Origin of the sequence: Streptomyces sp. NPDC029526, assembly GCF_040637405.1 — a bacterium.
Taxonomy (GTDB): domain Bacteria; phylum Actinomycetota; class Actinomycetes; order Streptomycetales; family Streptomycetaceae; genus Streptomyces.
This window is the reverse complement of sequence record NZ_JBEZWE010000002.1, coordinates 486178-505357: the sequence shown is the minus strand read 5'-3', so window position 1 is coordinate 505357 and position 19180 is coordinate 486178. Positions and strand designations below refer to the sequence as shown.

The window sequence follows — 19180 nt, the reverse complement described above, 5'->3', positions numbered from 1 at the left end:
GCGGAAGGGGGCAGCGGTCCGCTGGGCGACGGGAGGCGTGCGCCGGCCCCGCGCGCCGCAGCGAACCGGCGCGCCGCCGCACGGGAGGGTGTGCGCCGCACCGCCGCGGCGACCCCGCGCGCTCACGCGCCCCCGGCCGGACGCAGGTGCACGATGTCGCCCGCCCCGACGGGCTCCTGCAGACCCGCCCCGGTGGCCAGCACCAGCCGTCCGTCGCCGTCGACGGCCATCGCCTCGCCGACCACCGACCGGTCCCCGGGCAGTTCCGCCCGCACCATCCGGCCGAGCGTGGCGCAGCCGGCCGCGTAGGTCTCCTGCAGTCCGCAGGCCGCCGCGTCACCGCCCGCGCGCCGCCACCGCCCGTACCAGTCCTCCAGGGACCGCAGCACGCTCCGCAGCAGCGGGTCGCGGTCGGTGCTCACCGCGCCGGCCAGGGCCAGCGAGCCGGCCTGCGGCACGGGCAGTTCGTCGGCGCGCAGGGAGACGTTGATGCCGACACCGACGACGACCGCGTCGTCCCCGGCCCGTTCGGCGAGGATCCCGCCGGCCTTGCGCTCCTGGTCGCCGACCGTGACGAGGAGGTCGTTGGGCCATTTCAGTGCCGTGTCGACGCCGACCGCGCGGGACAGCCCGGTCGCCACCGCGACCCCGGTGAGCAGCGGCAGCCAGCCCCACTGGTGCACGGGCACCTCGGCGGGGCGCAGCAGGACGGAGAAGGAGAGGCCGGAGCGGGGCGGTGCCGTCCACTGCCGGTCCAGGCGGCCACGCGCGGCGGTCTGCTCCTCGGCGACGAGGACCGTGCCCTCGGCGGCGGTGCCGTCGGCGGCCCGGGCCACCAGGTCGGTGTTGGTGGAGCCGGTCCGCTGCACCACGTCCACCTGCTGCCACAGTCCTCCCTCGCGGATCAGCCCGCGGCGCAGGGAGGCCGCGTGGAGCGGCGGCCGGTCCAGGTCGGACCAGCGGTTGCGGGAGGGATCGGAGGCATCGCGCGGCGTCATGCAAGCCACATTAGGTGTGGCAAAGACCGCACTGCTGATGGGTGGGCACCCCACTACCCTTCGAATGAGTAACCGTCCCCCCTTTTGAGCAGGCAGGGAGCCGCATCCCGATGTCCGAGCCGGAAGAGCAGCAGCCTGACATTCGCACGACCGCGGGCAAGCTCGCGGATCTTCGGCGTCGCATCCAGGAGGCGACGCACGCCGGCTCCGCACGCGCCGTCGAGAAGCAGCACGCCAAGGGCAAGCTGACGGCCCGTGAGCGAATCGATCTCCTGCTCGACGAGGGGTCCTTCGTCGAACTGGACGAGTTCGCCCGGCACCGGTCGACCAACTTCGGCCTGGACGCCAACCGTCCCTACGGCGACGGCGTGGTCACCGGGTACGGCACGGTCGACGGCCGCCCGGTCGCCGTGTTCTCCCAGGACTTCACCGTCTTCGGCGGGGCCCTCGGCGAGGTCTACGGGCAGAAGATCGTCAAGGTGATGGACTTCGCGCTGAAGACCGGCTGTCCGGTCATCGGCATCAACGACTCCGGCGGCGCCCGCATCCAGGAGGGGGTGGCCTCCCTCGGCGCGTACGGCGAGATCTTCCGCCGCAACACCCACGCCTCCGGTGTCATCCCGCAGATCAGCCTGGTCGTCGGCCCGTGCGCGGGCGGCGCGGTGTACTCGCCCGCGATCACCGACTTCACGGTCATGGTCGACCAGACCAGCCACATGTTCATCACCGGCCCGGACGTCATCAAGACGGTCACCGGCGAGGACGTGGGCTTCGAGGAGCTGGGCGGCGCCCGCACCCACAACACCACTTCGGGCGTGGCGCACCACATGGCCGGCGACGAGAAGGACGCCGTCGAGTACGTCAAGCAGCTGCTGTCGTACCTGCCGTCCAACAACCTGTCCGAGCCGCCGGTCTACCCGGAGGAGGCCGACCTCACGGTCACCGACGAGGACCGCGAGCTGGACACGATCGTCCCGGACAGCGCGAACCAGCCGTACAACATGCACACCGTCATCGAGCACGTCCTCGACGACCAGGAGTTCTTCGAGACGCAGCCGCTGTTCGCGCCGAACATCGTCACCGGGTACGGGCGGGTGGAAGGCCACCCGGTCGGCATCGTGGCCAACCAGCCGATGCAGTTCGCCGGCTGCCTCGACATCACCGCGTCCGAGAAGGCGGCCCGCTTCGTGCGGACCTGCGACGCCTTCAACATCCCGGTGCTGACCTTCGTCGACGTGCCGGGCTTCCTGCCGGGCGTGGACCAGGAGCACGACGGCATCATCCGCCGCGGCGCCAAGCTGATCTTCGCCTACGCGGAGGCCACCGTCCCGCTGATCACGGTGATCACCCGCAAGGCGTTCGGCGGCGCCTACGACGTGATGGGCTCCAAGCACCTGGGCGCCGACCTCAACCTGGCGTGGCCGACCGCGCAGATCGCGGTGATGGGCGCGCAGGGCGCCGTCAACATCCTGCACCGCCGCACCATCGCCGAATCGGACGACACCGAGGCCACCCGCGCCCGGTTGATGCAGGAGTACGAGGACGCGCTGCTCAACCCGTACGTGGCGGCCGAGCGCGGCTACGTCGACGCCGTGATCATGCCGTCCGACACCCGCCGGCACATCGTGCGGGGGCTGCGCCAGCTGCGCACCAAGCGGGAGTCCCTGCCGCCGAAGAAGCACGGCAACATCCCGCTGTGACCACCCCCGCCGACCCTTTGGAGGCCACCGTGATGATCAAGGTCGTCCGGGGCAACCCGACCCCGGAGGAGCTGGCCGCCGCACTGGCGGTGGTACGAGCCCGCGCCGCGGCGGCGTCCGCCACGCCGTCCGGCGCGCCCGGCCCCCGCGACTCCTGGTCCGACCCGTCCCGCATCGCCGCCCACCGGCTCCCGCAGCCCGGCCCGGCGACCTGGGCCCGGACCTTCTGGCCCGGCTGAGCCCGGCTGAGCCCGGCTGAGCGGTCCCTTGCCCGGTCCCGCCCGGTCCCGGTCGGCCCCACCGGCCTCGCTTGGGCCGGCCCCGCCTGTCCGGGCCCGTCACGGGCGGGGCCGGCCGGTGCGGCGCTGTCCGTACAGCTGTCGGTTCGGGCGCCCGTGCGGGCCCGTCCGCTCAGTCCTGTCCGTGGCGGGCCCGTCCGCCCAGTCCCTGGCGGGCTCGTCCGCTCAGTCCGTGGCGGGCCTGTCGGCTCAGTCCTGTCCGTGCGGCCTGTCCGGACGGACCGCTTCCGTACTTGAGTACCCGTACTCAGGCCCCGGCACGGTGCGGCGTACGACGCTGGAAGCATGCTGTGGTCCGACCCCGAGAACGAGCCGCCCGAGGAACTGCGGGACACGCAGGACATGCTGCGGCGGCTGGGCGTTCTCATGGCGGTCGCCATGCTGCTGGCGATGCTCGTGATCGGCGTGCGGTGACCGGCAGGCCGTGACCGGCGGCGGTGACCGGCGGGCAGTGCCCCTCGGACGGTGATCGGCGGGCAGTGCCCGCACGCAGTACCCCTCGGACGGTGACCGCCCACCGTCCCCCCGTGCCCCCGCCCCGGCCCGCGCGTGAGGCGTACGGGCCGGCGCCGGGGCCTTCGCGTGAGGCGTACAGGGCGTCGCCGATACGCTGAACGCATGACAGACCAGCCGCGCCGCCGACTCGTGCTCGCCTCCCAGTCACCCGCCCGGCTCGGGCTGCTCCGGCAGGCCGGACTCGACCCCGAGGTGATCGTCAGCGGGGTCGACGAGGACGCCGTCAGCGCGCCCACCCCGGCCGAACTCGCCCTGGCCCTCGCCGAGGCGAAGGCGTCCGTGGTGTCGGCGAAGCCCGAGGTCAAGGGCGCGCTGGTGATCGGCTGCGACTCGGTGCTGGAGCTGGACGGTCACGCCCTGGGCAAGCCCTCGGACGCCGAGGAGGCCACCGCGCGCTGGAAGGCGATGCGGGGCCGCGCGGGCACCCTGCAGACCGGCCACTGCGTCTACGACACGGTCAGCGGCCGCTACACCTCCGGCACCGCCTCCACCGTCGTCCGCTTCGGGGAGCCCAGCGACGCGGAGATCGCCGCCTACGTCGCCACGGGCGAACCGCTGCGCGTCGCCGGGGCGTTCACCCTGGACGGCAGGTCGGCACCGTTCATCGACGGCATCGACGGCGACCACGGCAACGTGATCGGCATCAGCCTGCCGCTGGTGCGCCGCCTGCTGGCCGGCCTGGGCGTCGGCATCACGGAGCTGTGGGCGCGGCCGGAGGCGTGACCGGCGCCCCGCCGTCCCCCGCGGGCCCGCGCCGCGGGGTGCCGTCCTGAGGGCCCGGAGTGCTGTCCTGCGGGCCCGGAGTGCCGTCGTGCGGGGTGCCGTCGTGCGGGGTGCCCGGCGTGCCGTCCCGCGGGTCGGGGGTCCGGTGTGCGGTGGAGGGCCCGGGACGGTCGTACGTCATCAGCAGCAGCACGATGAGGCCGAGGACCACCACCAGGTAGACGAACGCGGAGGGACCGACCAGGCCCCAGGCGAAGGCGGCCAGCAGTCCGTGCACCACGGCGGCGCTGACGAGCAGGACCCGGCCGAGTCCGGCCGGGGCCCGGTCGCGCACGCCCACCAGCAGGGCCACCAGGGCGCAGAAGGCGAAGTAGAGCCCGAAGACGACGGCGCCCACCTTCGAGGACACCGACATCATGTGCGGGTCGAGGCCCGCCAGCGACATGTCCTGCCGGTCCACGACGACGCCGAGGAACCAGTTCACCGCCGCGACGCCGAACGCCTCGACGAGAAGCACCAACGCCACCAGCCACGCCACCGGTCTGCGGACCACCGGCCCCACCCACTTTCGAGCACGCCTGTGCGGTTACCCCGAGTACGTTCGGGACGAGCGCAGGCTACTAACCGGTAAACCTCGGTACAAGGGGCCGGGGGCGGGCAAAGAATCATTGGGCCATTCGTAGGGACTCCACAAAGAAACCGAGTGGGGCGCAGCACGCTCTCACAGAGACCTTGACCACATGCGAGGGCTAGGGTTTTCCGGAGGGAGCCCTGTGTGCCGCGGTGCGACAAGGGATTTCGCCCCTCGAGCGAGCCTCGGGTCACGCTCCGTGTGGGGAAGCTCACCATTGGGGACGGGTCGAAGTGCCGTGTCGGCAGTCCCTAAACTCGGCTTGTTTCAAGGAGGGAGCCTCAATCGTGCGCAAGGTGCTCATCGCCAACCGTGGCGAAATCGCTGTCCGCGTGGCCCGGGCCTGCCGGGATGCCGGAATCGCGAGCGTTGCCGTCTACGCCGACCCGGACCGGGACGCTCTGCATGTCCGCGCCGCGGATGAGGCGTTCGCCCTGGGCGGTGACACTCCCGCCACCAGCTACCTCGACTTCGACAAGGTGCTGGGCGCCGCGCGCGAGTCCGGCGCGGACGCCGTCCACCCGGGCTACGGCTTCCTCTCCGAGAACGCGGACTTCGCCCAGGCCGTGCTCGACGCGGGCCTGATCTGGATCGGCCCGCCCCCGCAGGCGATCCGCGACCTCGGCGACAAGGTCGCCGCCCGGCACATCGCCCAGCGCGCCGGCGCCCCGCTGGTGGCCGGCACGCCGGACCCGGTCTCGGGTGCCGACGAGGTGGTCGCCTTCGCCGAGGAGCACGGCCTCCCGATCGCCATCAAGGCCGCGTTCGGCGGTGGCGGCCGCGGCCTGAAGGTCGCCCGCACGCTGGAGGAGGTCCCGGAGCTGTACGACTCGGCGGTGCGCGAGGCGGTGGCCGCCTTCGGCCGCGGCGAGTGCTTCGTGGAGCGCTACCTGGACAAGCCGCGGCACGTGGAGACCCAGTGCCTGGCGGACCGCCACGGCAACGTGGTCGTCGTCTCCACCCGTGACTGCTCCCTGCAGCGCCGGCACCAGAAGCTGGTCGAGGAGGCCCCGGCGCCGTTCCTCTCCGACGCGCAGGTCGCCGAGCTGTACTCGGCGTCCAAGGCCATCCTGAAGGAGGCCGGCTACGTCGGCGCCGGCACGGTGGAGTTCCTGGTCGGCTCCGACGGCACGATCTCCTTCCTGGAGGTCAACACCCGCCTCCAGGTGGAGCACCCGGTCACCGAGGAGGTCGCCGGCATCGACCTGGTGCGCGAGATGTTCCGCATCGCCGACGGCGAGGAGCTCGGTTACGACGACCCGCCGCTGCGGGGTCACTCCTTCGAGTTCCGCATCAACGGCGAGGACCCGGGCCGGGGCTTCCTCCCCGCCCCCGGCACCGTGACCGCGTTCGCCCCGCCGTCGGGTCCGGGCGTCCGCCTGGACGCGGGCGTGGAGTCCGGCTCGGTCATCGGCCCGGCCTGGGACTCCCTGTTGGCGAAGCTGATCGTCACCGGCCGCACCCGTGAGGAGGCGCTGCGACGTGCCTCCCGCGCCCTGGAGGAGTTCCGGGTCGAGGGCATGGCCACCGCCATCCCGTTCCACCGCGCGGTGGTCAAGGACCCGGCGTTCGCCCCCGAGCTGACCGGCTCCAGCGAGCCGTTCACGGTCCACACCCGCTGGATCGAGACCGAGTTCGTCAACGACATCAAGCCCTTCGCCGCCGCAGTGGACACCGAGGCGGACGAGGACGCGGGCCGGGAGACGGTCGTCGTCGAGGTCGGCGGCAAGCGCCTGGAGGTCTCCCTCCCGGCCTCGCTCGGCATGTCCCTTGCCCGTACGGGGCTGGCGGCGGGCGCCAAGCCGAAGCGCCGCGCGGCCAAGAAGTCCGGCCCCGTGGCCTCCGGCGACACCCTCGCCTCGCCGATGCAGGGCACGATCGTGAAGGTCGCCGTGGAGGAGGGCCAGGAGGTCAAGGAGGGCGACCTGGTCGTCGTCCTGGAGGCCATGAAGATGGAGCAGCCCCTCAACGCCCACCGGTCCGGCACCATCAAGGGCCTGAGCGCGGAGATCGGCGCGTCGGTGACGTCCGGCGCGACGATCTGCGAGATCAAGGACTGAGCGGAGATCACACTGATCTCAGAGGTCTCAGAGGTCTCGTAGGTTTCAGTGGTCTCGGAGACCGTGATGACCGTGGAGATCACAGAGCTCGAGGAGCTCGAGACGCTCAAGAAGCTCGACGACTGAGCGTCCGAGAACGGAGCAGTACCGGGGCCGGTCCCGACCGCGCCCCGTCCGCCCGCGCCCGGCAGAGCGTCAGGAACTGCCGGGCGCGGGCGTGTTCATGGGGTGGTGCCGGAGCGTTCCGGCACACCGGGGGCGTTGCCGCCTCGGTGGAGGACCCTGCGGCGTGGTGCGGGGCCCTGCGACGTGGTGCGGGGACGTAACCGTGTACGCGCGGGGGCACGGGCGCGGAGACGGGCGACGGCGCCCGTGTCGGGGCCCGCAGGGCCGTGCGACGGTCACGCGGCCCTGCCCCGGGTGCCTCCGACGCGCTGTCCGCGGCTTCGGCGCCGTCGGTCCAAGCACCGCGGGCCCGCCGTGGGACGCGGGCCTGGCCCGCGCCCGGGGCGCCCCCGCCCGGGACCCTCACCGCGCCGGCGTCCCGGTCACCGCCACCGTCCCGGTCGAGGTCAACGCCGGCGGAGGTCCGCGACCCGGGCGCGTTCCGGCTGGTCGGCGCCCATGGGGACCGTCGAGCGGAGGCCGGGGCCCTGACGGCGCGGCCCCGGCAGGGGTACGTCCCGGCGCTGCCGGCGCGTCGGGACGCCGTCACCCCCCTGGGCCGACGACCCCCCGGGAGCCCCGGCGACGGCGATCTGCACGCCCTGGTCGGCGAGCGCCTGGAGCTCGGTGCCCGCACGGTCGTCGTGGGCGGGCGGTTCGTCCGTGACGAGACGCGTGATGAGGTCCGTGGGCACGGTCTGGAACATGGTGTCGGTGCCCAGCTTGGTGTGGTCGGCGAGGACCACCACCTCGGCCGCGGCCTGCACCAGCGCCCGGTCGACGGAGGCCGAGAGCATGTTGGACGTGGACAGCCCGCGCTCGGCGGTCAGACCGCTGCCCGACAGGAAGGCACGGGACACCCGCAGCCCCTGGAGGGACTGCTCGGCACCGCTGCCCACCAGGGCGTAGTTGGAGCCGCGGAGCGTGCCGCCGGTCATCACGACCTCGACCCGGTTGGCGTGGGCCAGCGCCTGGGCCACCAGCAGGGAGTTGGTGACCACGGTCAGGCCCGGCACCCGGGCGAGCCGACGGGCCAGTTCCTGTGTGGTGGTTCCCGCACCGACCACGACGGCCTCGCCCTCTTCCACGAGGTTCGCGGCGAGGTCGGCGATCGCGGTCTTCTCGGCGGTCGCGAGATGGGACTTCTGCGGGAAACCGGACTCTCGCGTGAAACCGCCCGGCAGTACCGCACCGCCGTGCCGGCGGTCGAGGAGTCCTTCTGCCTCCAGCGCGCGCACGTCCCGCCGTACGGTCACTTCGGAGGTCTGGACGACGCGGGCGAGTTCACGGAGCGACACGGCCCCGTTCGCTCGCACCATTTCGAGGATCAATTGGCGACGTTCTGCAGCGAACACGAAACTGACAGTAACGCCGACGACCGTCTGCTTTCAGCAGTTTGCGCTGAATAGCAGAAGTTGTTCGCACACCACCCGGGCAAGTGGTATAAGGCCTAGGCCGCCCGCCTATGCCGCCCGCATGGTCGTCACCGGGCCGTCAACTCCCCGCCCGGGGCGGGGAGTCGGTCGGAGTCGGTTCGTCCGTCCCGGCGGTGGGTCAGCCCGCGCCGTCCGCCTTGCGGGTGTGCAGCTGCCGGGCGACCTCGGCGATCGACCCGGACAGCGAGGGGTAGACGGTGAAGGCGTTCGCGATCTGCTCCACCGTCAGGTTGTTGTCCACCGCCAGCGAGATGGGGTGGATCAGCTCGGACGCGCGGGGCGCCACCACGACACCGCCGACCACGATCCCGGTGCCCGGACGGCAGAAGATCTTGACGAAGCCGTCACGGATGCCCTGCATCTTGGCGCGCGGGTTGCGCAGCAGCGGAAGCTTCACCACGCGCGCGTCGATCTTCCCGCCGTCGACGTCGGCCTGCGTGTAGCCGACGGTGGCGATCTCGGGGTCGGTGAAGACGTTCGAGGAGACCGCCTTCAGGTTCAGCGGGGCGACGGCGTCGCCCAGGAAGTGGTACATCGCGATGCGCCCCTGCATCGCCGCCACCGAGGCCAGCGCGAACACCCCGGTGACGTCACCGGCCGCGTACACGCCCGGAGCGGTGGTCCGGGACACCTTGTCGGTCCAGATGTGGCCCGAGTCCCGTAGCCGGACCCCGGCCTCCTCCAGGCCCATGCCCGCGGAGTTCGGGACGGCGCCGACGGCCATCAGGCAGTGCGAGCCGGTGATGACCCGACCGTCGGCGAGGGTGACCTCCACCCGGTCGCCGACCCGCTTGGCGGACGCCGCGCGCGAGCGCGCCATCACGTTCATCCCGCGGCGCCGGAAGACGTCCTCCAGGACGGCCGCGGCGTCCGGGTCCTCACCGGGCAGCACGCGGTCGCGGGAGGACACCAGGGTCACCCGGGAGCCGAGCGCCTGGTAGGCGCCCGCGAACTCGGCACCGGTCACACCGGAGCCGACCACGATGAGTTCCTCGGGCAGCTCGGTGAGGTCGTAGACCTGCGTCCAGTTGAGGATGCGCTCGCCGTCGGGGCGGGCGTCGGCCAGTTCGCGGGGGTGCCCGCCGGTGGCGATCAGGACCGCGTCGGCGGTCAGCGTCTCCTCGGTGCCGTCGGCGGCACGCACCACGACCTTGCGGGAGCCGTCGAGGGCCTGCATGCCCTCCAGCCGGCCCCGCCCGCGCATCACGCGCGCGCCGGCCCGGGTCACGGACGCGGCGATGTCGTGCGACTGGGCGAGCGCCAGCCGCTTCACCCGGCGGTTGACCTTGCCCAGGTCCACGCCGACCACCCGGGCGGCCTGCTCGATGTGCGGGGTGTCGTCGGCGACGATGATGCCCAGTTCCTCGTAGGAGGAGTCGAAGGTCGTCATCACCTCCGCCGTGGCGATGAGGGTCTTGGACGGCACGCAGTCGGTCAGCACCGACGCACCGCCCAGGCCGTCGGCATCGACGACGGTCACCTCCGCGCCGAGCTGCGCGGCGACCAGCGCCGCTTCGTATCCGCCGGGTCCGCCACCGATGATCACGATCCGAGTCACGTACTCCATTGTCCCGCACACTTCACCGTGCGACCGCCCGGGGGCCCGGGTGCGGTCCTGGGTGCCCGTCCCGGGTGCCGCCCCCGGGTGCCCGGCGCGACCGCCCGGGAGGTCTGGGTGCGGTCTCGGGCGCCCGTCCCGGGTGCCCGGCGCGACGGCCCGGGGGCGCGGGTGCGGTCCCGGGCGCCCCCGCCCCTGCGGCTCCCCGTTGCGCCAGGGGCCCGTGTGACCGCTGCCGTACGCTCTTTCCATGTCGCTCTACGCCGCGTACGCCGGCAACCTCGACGCGCGGCTGATGTCCCGCCGCGCCCCGCACTCGCCGCTGCGCGCCACCGGGTGGCTCAACGGGTGGCGGCTGACGTTCGGGGGCGAGCAGATCGGCTGGGACGGCGCGCTGGCGACCCTGGTCGAGGATCCCCTGGCCCAGGTCTTCGTGGCGCTCTACGACATCGCGCCGATGGACGAGGAGTCCCTGGACCGCTGGGAGGGCTCCGGGATGGGCATCTACCGCCGCACCCGGGTGCGCGTCCACACCCTGGACGGCGAGGAGAACGCCTGGACCTACGTCCTGAACGCCTACGAGGGCGGCCTGCCCTCGGCCCGCTACCTGGGCGAGATCGCCGACGCGGCGGAGTCCGCGGGCGCCCCGCACGACTACGTGATGGAGCTGCGCAAGCGGCCCTGTTAGGTCCTGTCGTCCAGGTCCTGTCGTCGCCTTCCCGTCGTCCTCCCGTAGGGTGGGCCGTGTGCGTCAGGTGGTGCGTGCTCCCGGTTCCGCCGGGGGCGCGCCGGGCCGACGCGAAGGTCCGTGGTGCCGGCACCGCAGCGCCACCTCGGCCGCAGCCGCTCGCCCCCACCGATCACCCACCGGCGCGCCCCACCGATCACCCGTCGGCTGAGGCTCGCCACCTGCGTGACCGGCTCCCCCCACCCGGTCGCCACCGGTTCCCGGCCATCCCCTACGGCTCCTCCACCGCGTCCCAGCCGTGTCCCCCACCTGCTCCCGGCCCCCGGCGCGCCCCCTCCTGTCGGAAACGACAAGACAACGATCGCCACCCCGTGAGCTTTCACATCTACGCGCGTAGGCGAAGACCGGCTACTCTCGTGCGGGTGAACGCTTCTCTTCTTCCGGACGACATCCAGGGCGACCCGTACGCCGCAGCCGACGCCGCCGCCGCGCGCCTGCGCGAACTGACGGGCGCCGAGACCCACGACGTCGCCCTCGTGATGGGCTCCGGCTGGGCTCCGGCCGTCGACGCCCTCGGCGAGCCCGACGCCGAGTTCCAGGTCACCGAGCTGCCCGGCTTCCCGCCCCCGGCGGTGGAGGGCCACGGAGGCAAGATCCGCTCGTACCGCGTGGGCAGCAAGCGCGCCCTGGTCTTCCTGGGCCGCACCCACTACTACGAGGGCCGCGGCGTCGCCCCCGTGGCGCACGGCGTACGCACCGCCGTGGCGGCCGGCGCCAAGACGGTCGTCCTGACCAACGGCTGCGGCGGCCTGCGCGAGGGCATGCGCCCCGGTCAGCCGGTCCTGATCAGCGACCACATCAACCTCACCGCCACCTCCCCCATCGTCGGCGCCAACTTCGTCGACCTCACCGATCTCTACTCGCCGCGCCTTCGCGCCCTGTGCAAGGAGATCGACCCCACGCTGGAGGAGGGCGTCTACGCCCAGTTCCCCGGCCCGCACTACGAGACCCCGGCCGAGATCCGCATGGCCCGTGTCATCGGTGCGGACCTGGTGGGCATGTCGACGGTGCTGGAGGCCATCGCCGCCCGTGAGGCCGGCGCCGAGATCCTGGGCATCTCGCTGGTCACCAACCTGGCCGCGGGCATGACCGGCGAACCCCTCAACCACGAGGAGGTCCTCCAGGCCGGGCGCGACTCCGCCACCCGCATGGGGGCCCTGCTCACCCAGGTCCTGGGCCGCCTGTAACCGGCCCGCGCGGTGTCGGACGCGAGGTGCCGCCCGCCGGGCGGCACGGGGTGGGCGGACCGGGCTCCCGGGCGCGGTACTCCGGGCGCGGGCAGCCACCGCCGGCCGCCGGTCCGGGCACCCGAGGTCCGGTGCCCCGCGGGCCTGGCACGGCACCCGGTACGGGAGGTCCGCGTACCAGGCGCCCCGTCGGCCGGTCCTGCGCCGTTCCGCCCACCACCGGTCGCGCGCACGCAATCGCGCGTACCCGACCGGTGCGAGCGTGCCCCTGGCCGTACCCGCCTGCTCCCCGCACCTCCGGCCGTCCCGGACGGGTGCCGGGTGGGCGGATCGACAGGTGGACGGGTCAGCGGGTGGACGGAACAACGGGTCGACGGATCAACGGGTCGACGGATCAACGGGTGGGCGGGCCCGGACTCCGCGGACCGGGAGCCTCCGCACCGGCCCCGCCGCCCGCGAGGCGGCCGGGTCCCCGCCCGCGGCCCCGCCGATCCCCGTCCCGCCCGCGGCCCCGCCGCTCCCGTCCCGCCCGCGGCCCCTCCTACCCCCCCCCCCGCGCCTGGCGCACCCCGCTGCCGGGCCGGGTACCCGCACCGCACACCGCACCCCACGTTCCGCACACCCACCCGCACGAGGAGAGGCTGACCGACCGTGCACGACGCCCTCACCGCCCGCGCCCGGGCCTGGCTCGCCGAGGACCCCGACCCGGAGACCCGCGCCGAACTCGCCCGGCTCATCGACGCCGGTAACCACGCCGAGCTGGCCGACCGCTTCGGCGGCACCCTGCAGTTCGGCACCGCCGGTCTCCGTGGTGAGCTCGGCGCCGGTCCGATGCGCATGAACCGCGCGGTCGTCATCCGCGCGGCCGCCGGCCTGGCCGCGTACCTGCGCGGGCAGGGCCACGGCGACGGCCTGGTGGTCATCGGCTACGACGCCCGCCACAAGTCGGCCGAGTTCGCGCACGACACCGCCGCCGTCATGACCGGTGCCGGTCTGCGCGCCGCCGTGCTGCCCCGGCCGCTGCCCACGCCCGTACTGGCCTTCGCGATCCGGCACCTCGGCGCGGTCGCCGGGGTCGAGGTCACGGCCAGCCACAACCCGCCCCGCGACAACGGCTACAAGGTGTACCTCGGCGACGGTTCCCAGATCGTGCCCCCGGCCGACGCGGAGATCGCCGCGGAGATCGAGGCGGTCGCGTCCCTGGCCGACGTCCCGCGCCCGGCCGACGGCTGGGAGACCCTGGACGAAGGCGTCCTGGACGCCTACCTCGCCCGCACCGACGCCGTCCTCGCGCCGGACTCCCCGCGCACCGCCCGCACCGTCTACACGGCGATGCACGGCGTCGGCAAGGACGTGCTGCTCGCCGCCTTCGCCCGGGCCGGCTTCCCGGAGCCGGTGCTGGTCGCCGAGCAGGCCGAGCCGGACCCCGACTTCCCGACCGTCGCGTTCCCCAACCCGGAGGAGCCCGGCGCGATGGACCTGGCCTTCGCGCGGGCCCGCGCGGCCGAGCCGGACCTCGTCATCGCCAACGACCCGGACGCCGACCGCTGCGCCGCCGCCGTGCGGGACGGCGGCGACTGGCGCATGCTGCGCGGTGACGAGGTGGGCGCCCTGCTGGCCGCCCACCTGGTCCGGCGGGGGGCGACCGGCACGTTCGCCGAGTCGATCGTGTCGTCCTCGCTGCTGGGCCGGATCGCCGAGGCGGCCGGGCTGCCGTACGAGGAGACGCTGACCGGCTTCAAGTGGATCGCCCGGGTCGACGGCCTGCGCTACGGCTACGAGGAGGCGCTCGGCTACTGCGTCGACCCGGACGGCGTCCGCGACAAGGACGGCATCACGGCGGCGCTGCTGCTCACCGAGCTGGCCTCGGTGCTCAAGGCGGAGGGCCGCACGCTGCCCGACCTGCTGGACGACCTCGCGGTGGAGCACGGCCTGCACGCCACCGACCAGCTGTCGGTCCGGGTGCAGGACCTGACGCTGATCGCGGACGCGATGGGCCGCCTGCGCGAGCAGCCCCCGGCCGAGCTGGCCGGGCTGCGCGTCGTCGACGCCGAGGACCTGACCCGGGGCTCGGCGAAGCTGCCGCCGACCGACGGTCTGCGGTACACCCTGGACGGCGCCCGCGTGATCGTCCGGCCCAGCGGCACGGAGCCCAAGCTGAAGTGCTACCTGGAGGTCGTGATCCCGGTCTCCGGCCGCGACGGCCTCCCGGCGGCCCGGGCCCGCGCGACGGAACTGCTGGAGGCGCTCAAGCGGGACCTGTCCCGCGCCGCCGGCATCTGACGCCACCGGCCCACCAGCGGACAGCCCCGCCGGTCACCACTCCGGGCCCGGAACGCTCCCACGGGCGCTCCGGGCCCGCGCTCACGGGCTCGCACGGCCTCCCGGCCCACGGAAGCGGTCACCCGGAGGGTGTGTCCGTGTCCCCGTCGCGCACGGTCCGCGGGGCGCAGGGTGTCGCCGGGCGCGCCGGGGCGCCGCCGGGCGCCCTGCCGTTCCGTCTCGCAACGCCTCTCGGCTCGTGCGCCCCGATGACCTCGTGCGCCCCGGTCAACCCGTGTGCGCCGTGCGCGCCCGCGCGCCGAGTCGCGCGGCCGTCGCCCATCACCGGTCCCCGCACATGAACGCCGCAGCGCGCCTCACGTGACCCCCACATCGGCGGCGGCCGGCCGTAAGCCCCCTACGTCCGCACCGCGGCCGGGCCCGCGGTAGGCCCCCGGCCGCACCGGGCGCCGTCAGCCGTACGCGCCGCGCACCCGCCGATCACGCGCCGGCCGGTCACGCGCCCGCCGGTCACGCACCCACCGGTCTCGCGGCCCGTCGGCGCCGCGGTGCGGCCGTCCGACCTCAGCCCGTCGCCAGCAGGACCGCCAGCAGCAGGGCACCGGCCGCCGCCGGGGCGAGGATCTCGTACGCCCAGCGCACGACCGGGGCGCCCTGGGCGGTGTCCGCGCCCTGACGGCGTTCGTGCAGCTCGCGCAGGTCGTCCATGACGCTGTCGGTCCGCCCCCGGACCGGCCCGTCGTCGGCGGCGGTGGACGACCGTCCGCCCCGGCGGGAAGCGGCACCCGTGCCCGGGCCCCGTCCCGCGGTGCGTACGTCGACGCCGCTCCCCCGGTCCCCGGTGGCCCGCATCTCGCGGCGGGCGGCCCGCTTGCGGGCGCGCAGCGACACCGGCAGGGCCCACAGCTGGTACGTGGTGCCCGCGTCGGAGGTGACCTCGTTGGAGTAGCCGGAGCGCAGCGAGGCGACCCGCCCCCAGGGCAGCACGATCAGCCGGAAGGGGTTGCGGACCCGCAGCCGGTCGTCGTTGACGTACACCGCGGGGCGCAGCGTGAAGGCCACGATCAGGGGCACCGCCAGGAGCAGCGAGGCGAGCGCGAGCCACGGCGTGCGGCCCTCGCCGCGGACCGAGGCGTCGATGCCGAACCACGCGCAGACGCCGAGGAGCAGGACGCCGCCGGCGATGCCCCCGTGGGACCGGTGCACCTGGTCCCGCTCGTCGGGTGCGGCGGACACCGGGGGCTGTGCGGGCTCCGGGGCAGGCGACTGGGGGTCGGGTGTCGTCATACCGCGATTCTGCACGACGGGGCCGTGCGGGCCCGAGTCGCGGTCCGGTACGGACGATGCAGCAGGTACGGGTGGGGGCAGAGCGGCGCGAGGGACACGTCGTCGCCACGCGAAACGGAGGTTTTCCTTCCGGGTCGGGCACCGAGCACCGGACCGCCGGAACCACCGCCCCCATCGCTCCGCCGCATCCCGCCGAGACGGCACCGGGGGCTGTACAGCCGCTACGCGCGTAGATATGCTCGGCTGGTGACCATGCCCACCACTGCACCCCACGCACTTGCTGACGTCACCGCGTCCGACAGCACGCTGCGCCGCTTCCTCCACGGGCTGCCCGGCGTCGACGCGGTCGGCCTGGAGGCGCGCGCCGCCTCCCTCGGCACCCGTTCGATCAAGACGACCGCGAAGGCGTACGCCATCGACCTCGCCATCTCGATGGTCGACCTGACGACGCTGGAAGGCGCGGACACCCCGGGCAAGGTCCGGGCGCTCGGCGCCAAGGCGGTCCTCCCCGACCCGACCGACCGCTCCACGCCCACCACGGCCGCGGTCTGCGTCTACCCCGACATGGTGGCCGTGGCCAAGCAGGCCGTGGCCGGTTCCGGCGTCAAGGTGGCGTCCGTCGCCACCGCGTTCCCGGCGGGCCGTGCCCCGATCGCCGTCAAGCTGGCCGACGTCCGCGAGGCCGTCGCCGCCGGCGCGGACGAGATCGACATGGTCATCGACCGGGGCGCCTTCCTCGCGGGGAACTACCTGAAGGTGTACGACGAGATCACCGCCGTGAAGGAGGCCTGCGGGACGAGCGCCCGGCTGAAGGTCATCTTCGAGACCGGCGAGCTGTCCACGTACGACAACATCCGCCGGGCGAGCTGGCTCGGCATGCTGGCCGGGGCCGACTTCATCAAGACCTCGACCGGCAAGGTGGCGGTCAACGCCACCCCCGCCAACACGCTGCTGATGCTCCAGGCGGTGCGCGACTTCCGCGCCCAGACCGGGGTGCAGGTCGGCGTGAAGCCGGCCGGCGGCATCCGCACCAGCAAGGACGCCATCAAGTTCCTCGTCCTGGTCAACGAGACGGCGGGCGAGGACTGGCTGGACAACCACTGGTTCCGCTTCGGCGCCTCCTCGCTGCTCAACGACCTGCTGATGCAGCGGCAGAAGCTGGCCACCGGCCGTTACTCCGGCCCCGACTACGTGACGGTGGACTGATCACCATGGCATCCGCATTCGAGTACGCCCCGGCGCCCGAGTCCCGCTCGGTCGTCGACATCGCCCCCTCCTACGGCCTGTTCATCGACGGCGAGTTCGCCGAGGCCGCGGACGGCAAGGTCTTCAAGACGGTGTCGCCGTCCACCGAGGAGGTCCTCTCCGAGGTGGCCGAGGCCGGGGAGGCCGACGTCGACCGCGCGGTCGGCGCCGCCCGCAAGGCGTTCGAGAAGTGGTCCGCGCTGCCCGGCTCCGAGCGGGCGAAGTACCTCTTCCGCATCGCCCGGATCATCCAGGAGCGCAGCCGCGAGCTGGCCGTCCTGGAGACCCTGGACAACGGCAAGCCGATCAAGGAGACCCGCGACGCGGACCTGCCCCTGGTCGCCGCGCACTTCTTCTACTACGCGGGCTGGGCCGACAAGCTGGACCACGCCGGTTTCGGCGCCGACCCGCGCCCGCTGGGCGTGGCCGGCCAGGTCATCCCGTGGAACTTCCCGCTGCTGATGCTGGCGTGGAAGATCGCCCCGGCGCTGGCCACCGGCAACACGGTCGTGCTGAAGCCGGCCGAGACGACCCCGCTGTCCGCCCTGTTCTTCGCGGACATCTGCCGCCAGGCGGGCCTGCCCCGGGGCGTCGTCAACATCGTCACCGGCGACGGCCGCGCCGGAGCCGCGCTGGTTGCCCACCCCGACGTGAACAAGGTCGCCTTCACCGGCTCCACCGCCGTCGGCAAGCAGATCGCGCGCACGGTCGCCGGCACCCGCAAGAAGGTCACCCTGGAACTGGGCGGCAAGGGCGCCAACATCGTCTTCGACGACGCCCCCGTCGACCAGGCCGTCGAGGGCATCGTCAACGGCATCTTCTTCAACCAGGGCCAGGTCTGCTGCGCGGGCTCCCGGCTGCTGGTGCAGGAGTCGGTCGAGGAGGAGGTGCTGGACGCCCTCAAGCGGCGCCTGACGACCCTCCGCCTCGGCGACCCCCTGGACAAGAACACCGACATCGGCGCGATCAACTCCGAGGCGCAGCTCAGCCGCATCACCTCGCTGGTCGAGCGCGGCGAGGCGGAGGGCGCCGAGCGCTGGTCCGCGCCCTGCGACCTCCCGGAGAGCGGCTACTGGTTCGCCCCGACGCTGTTCACCGGCGTCACCCAGGCGCACACTGTCGCCCGCGACGAGATCTTCGGCCCGGTGCTGTCGGTGCTCACCTTCCGCACCCCCGACGAGGCCGTCGCCAAGGCCAACAACACGCCGTACGGCCTGTCGGCGGGCATCTGGACGGAGAAGGGTTCGCGGATCCTCGCCGTGGCGAACAAGCTCCGCGCGGGTGTCGTCTGGTCCAACACGTTCAACAAGTTCGACCCGACCTCGCCGTTCGGCGGGTACAAGGAGTCGGGCTACGGCCGCGAGGGCGGCCGACACGGCCTGGAGGCGTACCTCGATGTCTGACCCGCGACTCAGTGTCTTCAAGACCTACAAGCTGTACGTCGGCGGGAAGTTCCCGCGTTCGGAGAGCGGCCGGGTGTACGAGGTGACCGACTCCAAGGGCACGTGGCTGGCGAACGCCCCGCAGGCCTCCCGCAAGGACGCCCGGGACGCGGTGTCCGCCGCCCGCAAGGCGTTCGGCGGCTGGTCCGGCGCGACCGCGTACAACCGGGGCCAGATCCTGTACCGGATCGCCGAGATGCTGGAGGGCCGCCGCGAGCAGTACGTCCGCGAGGTCGCTGCGGCCGAGGGGCTGTCGAAGTCCAAGGCGGCCGACCAGGTGGACGCGGCGATCGACCGCTGGGTCTGGTACGCGGGCTGGACCGACAAGATCGCCCAGGTGGTCGGGGGCGGCAACCCGGTCGCGGGCCCGTTCTTCAACCTGTCGTCGCCCGAGCCGACGGGCGTCGTCGCCGTCCTGGCCCCGCAGGAGTCGTCCTTCCTGGGCCTGGTCTCGGTCGTCGCCCCGGTGATCGCCACCGGCAACACGGCGGTCGTGGTCGCCTCGGAGCGGGCTCCGCTGCCCGCCCTGTCGCTGGGCGAGGTGCTGGCCACCTCCGACCTGCCCGGCGGCGTCGTCAACGTGCTGTCCGGACACACGGCGGAGATCGCCGCGCCGCTGGCCGCGCACCAGGACGTCAACGCGATCGACCTGGCGGGCGCCGACGAGGTGCTGGCGAAGGAGCTGGAGACCGCGGCGGCCGACAACCTCAAGCGGGTACTGCGTCCACAGCCTGTGGACAACTGGGCGGCCACGCCCGGCACCGAGCGCCTGACGGCCTTCCTGGAGACCAAGACGGTCTGGCACCCGACGGGTTCGCTGGGCGCGTCCGGCTCGGCCTACTGACCCGACCGCCACCCCCCACAGTTGGAGAGCCGCGTCCCTCCTCCGTCCGGGAGGGGCG

The 19180-nt window shown here is 73.5% G+C and carries 16 protein-coding genes; 11 read left to right on the top strand and 5 right to left on the bottom strand.

The features are described from left to right. Positions 1–122: 122 nt before the first annotated feature. The gene (locus AB0F01_RS07830) at positions 123–998 is read right to left on the bottom strand and encodes a biotin--[acetyl-CoA-carboxylase] ligase (protein ID WP_362090932.1); all 876 of its coding nucleotides are present in this window, start codon (positions 996–998) and stop codon (positions 123–125) included. 110 nt (positions 999–1108) lie between these two features. Between AB0F01_RS07830 and AB0F01_RS07825 the strand changes: the two genes are divergently transcribed. The 4 genes from AB0F01_RS07825 (at position 1109) to AB0F01_RS07810 (ending at position 4236) form a co-directional block, all read left to right on the top strand. Continuing rightward, on the top strand, positions 1109–2698 hold the full coding sequence (locus tag AB0F01_RS07825; RefSeq protein ID WP_362090929.1) for an acyl-CoA carboxylase subunit beta: 1590 nt from the start codon (positions 1109–1111) through the stop codon (positions 2696–2698). A gap of 29 nt (positions 2699–2727) precedes the next feature. Further along, positions 2728–2937: an acyl-CoA carboxylase epsilon subunit gene (locus tag AB0F01_RS07820; RefSeq protein ID WP_362092514.1), complete on the top strand. Its 210-nt coding sequence runs from the start codon at positions 2728–2730 to the stop codon at positions 2935–2937. Positions 2938–3282: 345 nt separating this feature from the next. Then, the gene (locus AB0F01_RS07815) at positions 3283–3411 is read left to right on the top strand and encodes a hypothetical protein (RefSeq protein WP_362090926.1); all 129 of its coding nucleotides are present in this window, start codon (positions 3283–3285) and stop codon (positions 3409–3411) included. A 204-nt stretch (positions 3412–3615) separates the two neighbouring features. After that, complete coding sequence (locus tag AB0F01_RS07810; protein WP_362090925.1) at positions 3616–4236, top strand: nucleoside triphosphate pyrophosphatase; 621 nt, start codon at positions 3616–3618, stop codon at positions 4234–4236. On the opposite strand, the gene AB0F01_RS07805 is transcribed toward AB0F01_RS07810, so the two are convergent. Beyond that, positions 4205–4798: a hypothetical protein gene (locus AB0F01_RS07805; protein WP_362090923.1), complete on the bottom strand. Its 594-nt coding sequence runs from the start codon at positions 4796–4798 to the stop codon at positions 4205–4207. The genes AB0F01_RS07810 and AB0F01_RS07805 overlap by 32 nt on opposite strands. Before the next feature lie 356 nt (positions 4799–5154). Here AB0F01_RS07805 and AB0F01_RS07800 point away from each other — a divergent pair, with 356 nt between their 5' ends. After that, entirely contained in the window at positions 5155–6927 is a 1773-nt protein-coding gene (locus AB0F01_RS07800) for a biotin carboxylase N-terminal domain-containing protein (RefSeq protein ID WP_362090921.1), read from the top strand. A gap of 572 nt (positions 6928–7499) precedes the next feature. Here AB0F01_RS07800 and AB0F01_RS07795 read toward each other — a convergent pair. Together AB0F01_RS07795 and AB0F01_RS07790 are read right to left on the bottom strand one after the other, a co-directional pair. Continuing rightward, on the bottom strand, positions 7500–8447 hold the full coding sequence (locus AB0F01_RS07795) for a DeoR/GlpR family DNA-binding transcription regulator (protein WP_362090920.1): 948 nt from the start codon (positions 8445–8447) through the stop codon (positions 7500–7502). Positions 8448–8646: 199 nt separating this feature from the next. Further along, on the bottom strand, positions 8647–10095 hold the full coding sequence (locus AB0F01_RS07790; RefSeq protein ID WP_362090918.1) for an NAD(P)H-quinone dehydrogenase: 1449 nt from the start codon (positions 10093–10095) through the stop codon (positions 8647–8649). A 241-nt stretch (positions 10096–10336) separates the two neighbouring features. Between AB0F01_RS07790 and AB0F01_RS07785 the strand changes: the two genes are divergently transcribed. The 3 genes from AB0F01_RS07785 (at position 10337) to AB0F01_RS07775 (ending at position 14304) form a co-directional block, all read left to right on the top strand. Continuing rightward, a complete protein-coding gene (locus AB0F01_RS07785; protein WP_362090916.1) occupies positions 10337–10774 on the top strand; it encodes a gamma-glutamylcyclotransferase in 438 nt (145 codons plus the stop codon). A gap of 422 nt (positions 10775–11196) precedes the next feature. Further along, positions 11197–12021, top strand: coding sequence for a purine-nucleoside phosphorylase (locus AB0F01_RS07780; RefSeq protein ID WP_362090914.1), 825 nt, complete (start codon positions 11197–11199; stop codon positions 12019–12021). 651 nt (positions 12022–12672) lie between these two features. After that, positions 12673–14304 carry a phospho-sugar mutase gene (locus AB0F01_RS07775; RefSeq protein ID WP_362090912.1) on the top strand — a complete coding sequence of 544 codons (1632 nt, stop codon included), beginning with the start codon at positions 12673–12675 and terminating at the stop codon, positions 14302–14304. Positions 14305–14868: 564 nt separating this feature from the next. Here the strand turns inward: AB0F01_RS07775 and AB0F01_RS07770 are convergent. Then, a complete protein-coding gene (locus AB0F01_RS07770) occupies positions 14869–15591 on the bottom strand; it encodes a PH domain-containing protein (protein ID WP_362090910.1) in 723 nt (240 codons plus the stop codon). A gap of 252 nt (positions 15592–15843) precedes the next feature. Here AB0F01_RS07770 and deoC point away from each other — a divergent pair, with 252 nt between their 5' ends. Genes deoC through AB0F01_RS07755 form a run of 3 tightly spaced genes read left to right on the top strand, consistent with a single transcriptional unit; the run spans position 15844 to position 19122 of the window. Further along, a complete protein-coding gene (gene deoC, locus AB0F01_RS07765) occupies positions 15844–16797 on the top strand; it encodes a deoxyribose-phosphate aldolase (RefSeq protein ID WP_362092511.1) in 954 nt (317 codons plus the stop codon). 5 nt (positions 16798–16802) lie between these two features. Continuing rightward, on the top strand, positions 16803–18239 hold the full coding sequence (locus tag AB0F01_RS07760) for an aldehyde dehydrogenase family protein (RefSeq protein ID WP_362090909.1): 1437 nt from the start codon (positions 16803–16805) through the stop codon (positions 18237–18239). Beyond that, complete coding sequence (locus AB0F01_RS07755) at positions 18232–19122, top strand: aldehyde dehydrogenase family protein (RefSeq protein ID WP_362090907.1); 891 nt, start codon at positions 18232–18234, stop codon at positions 19120–19122. The genes AB0F01_RS07760 and AB0F01_RS07755 overlap by 8 nt, the downstream gene beginning before the upstream one ends. Positions 19123–19180 lie beyond the last annotated feature (58 nt).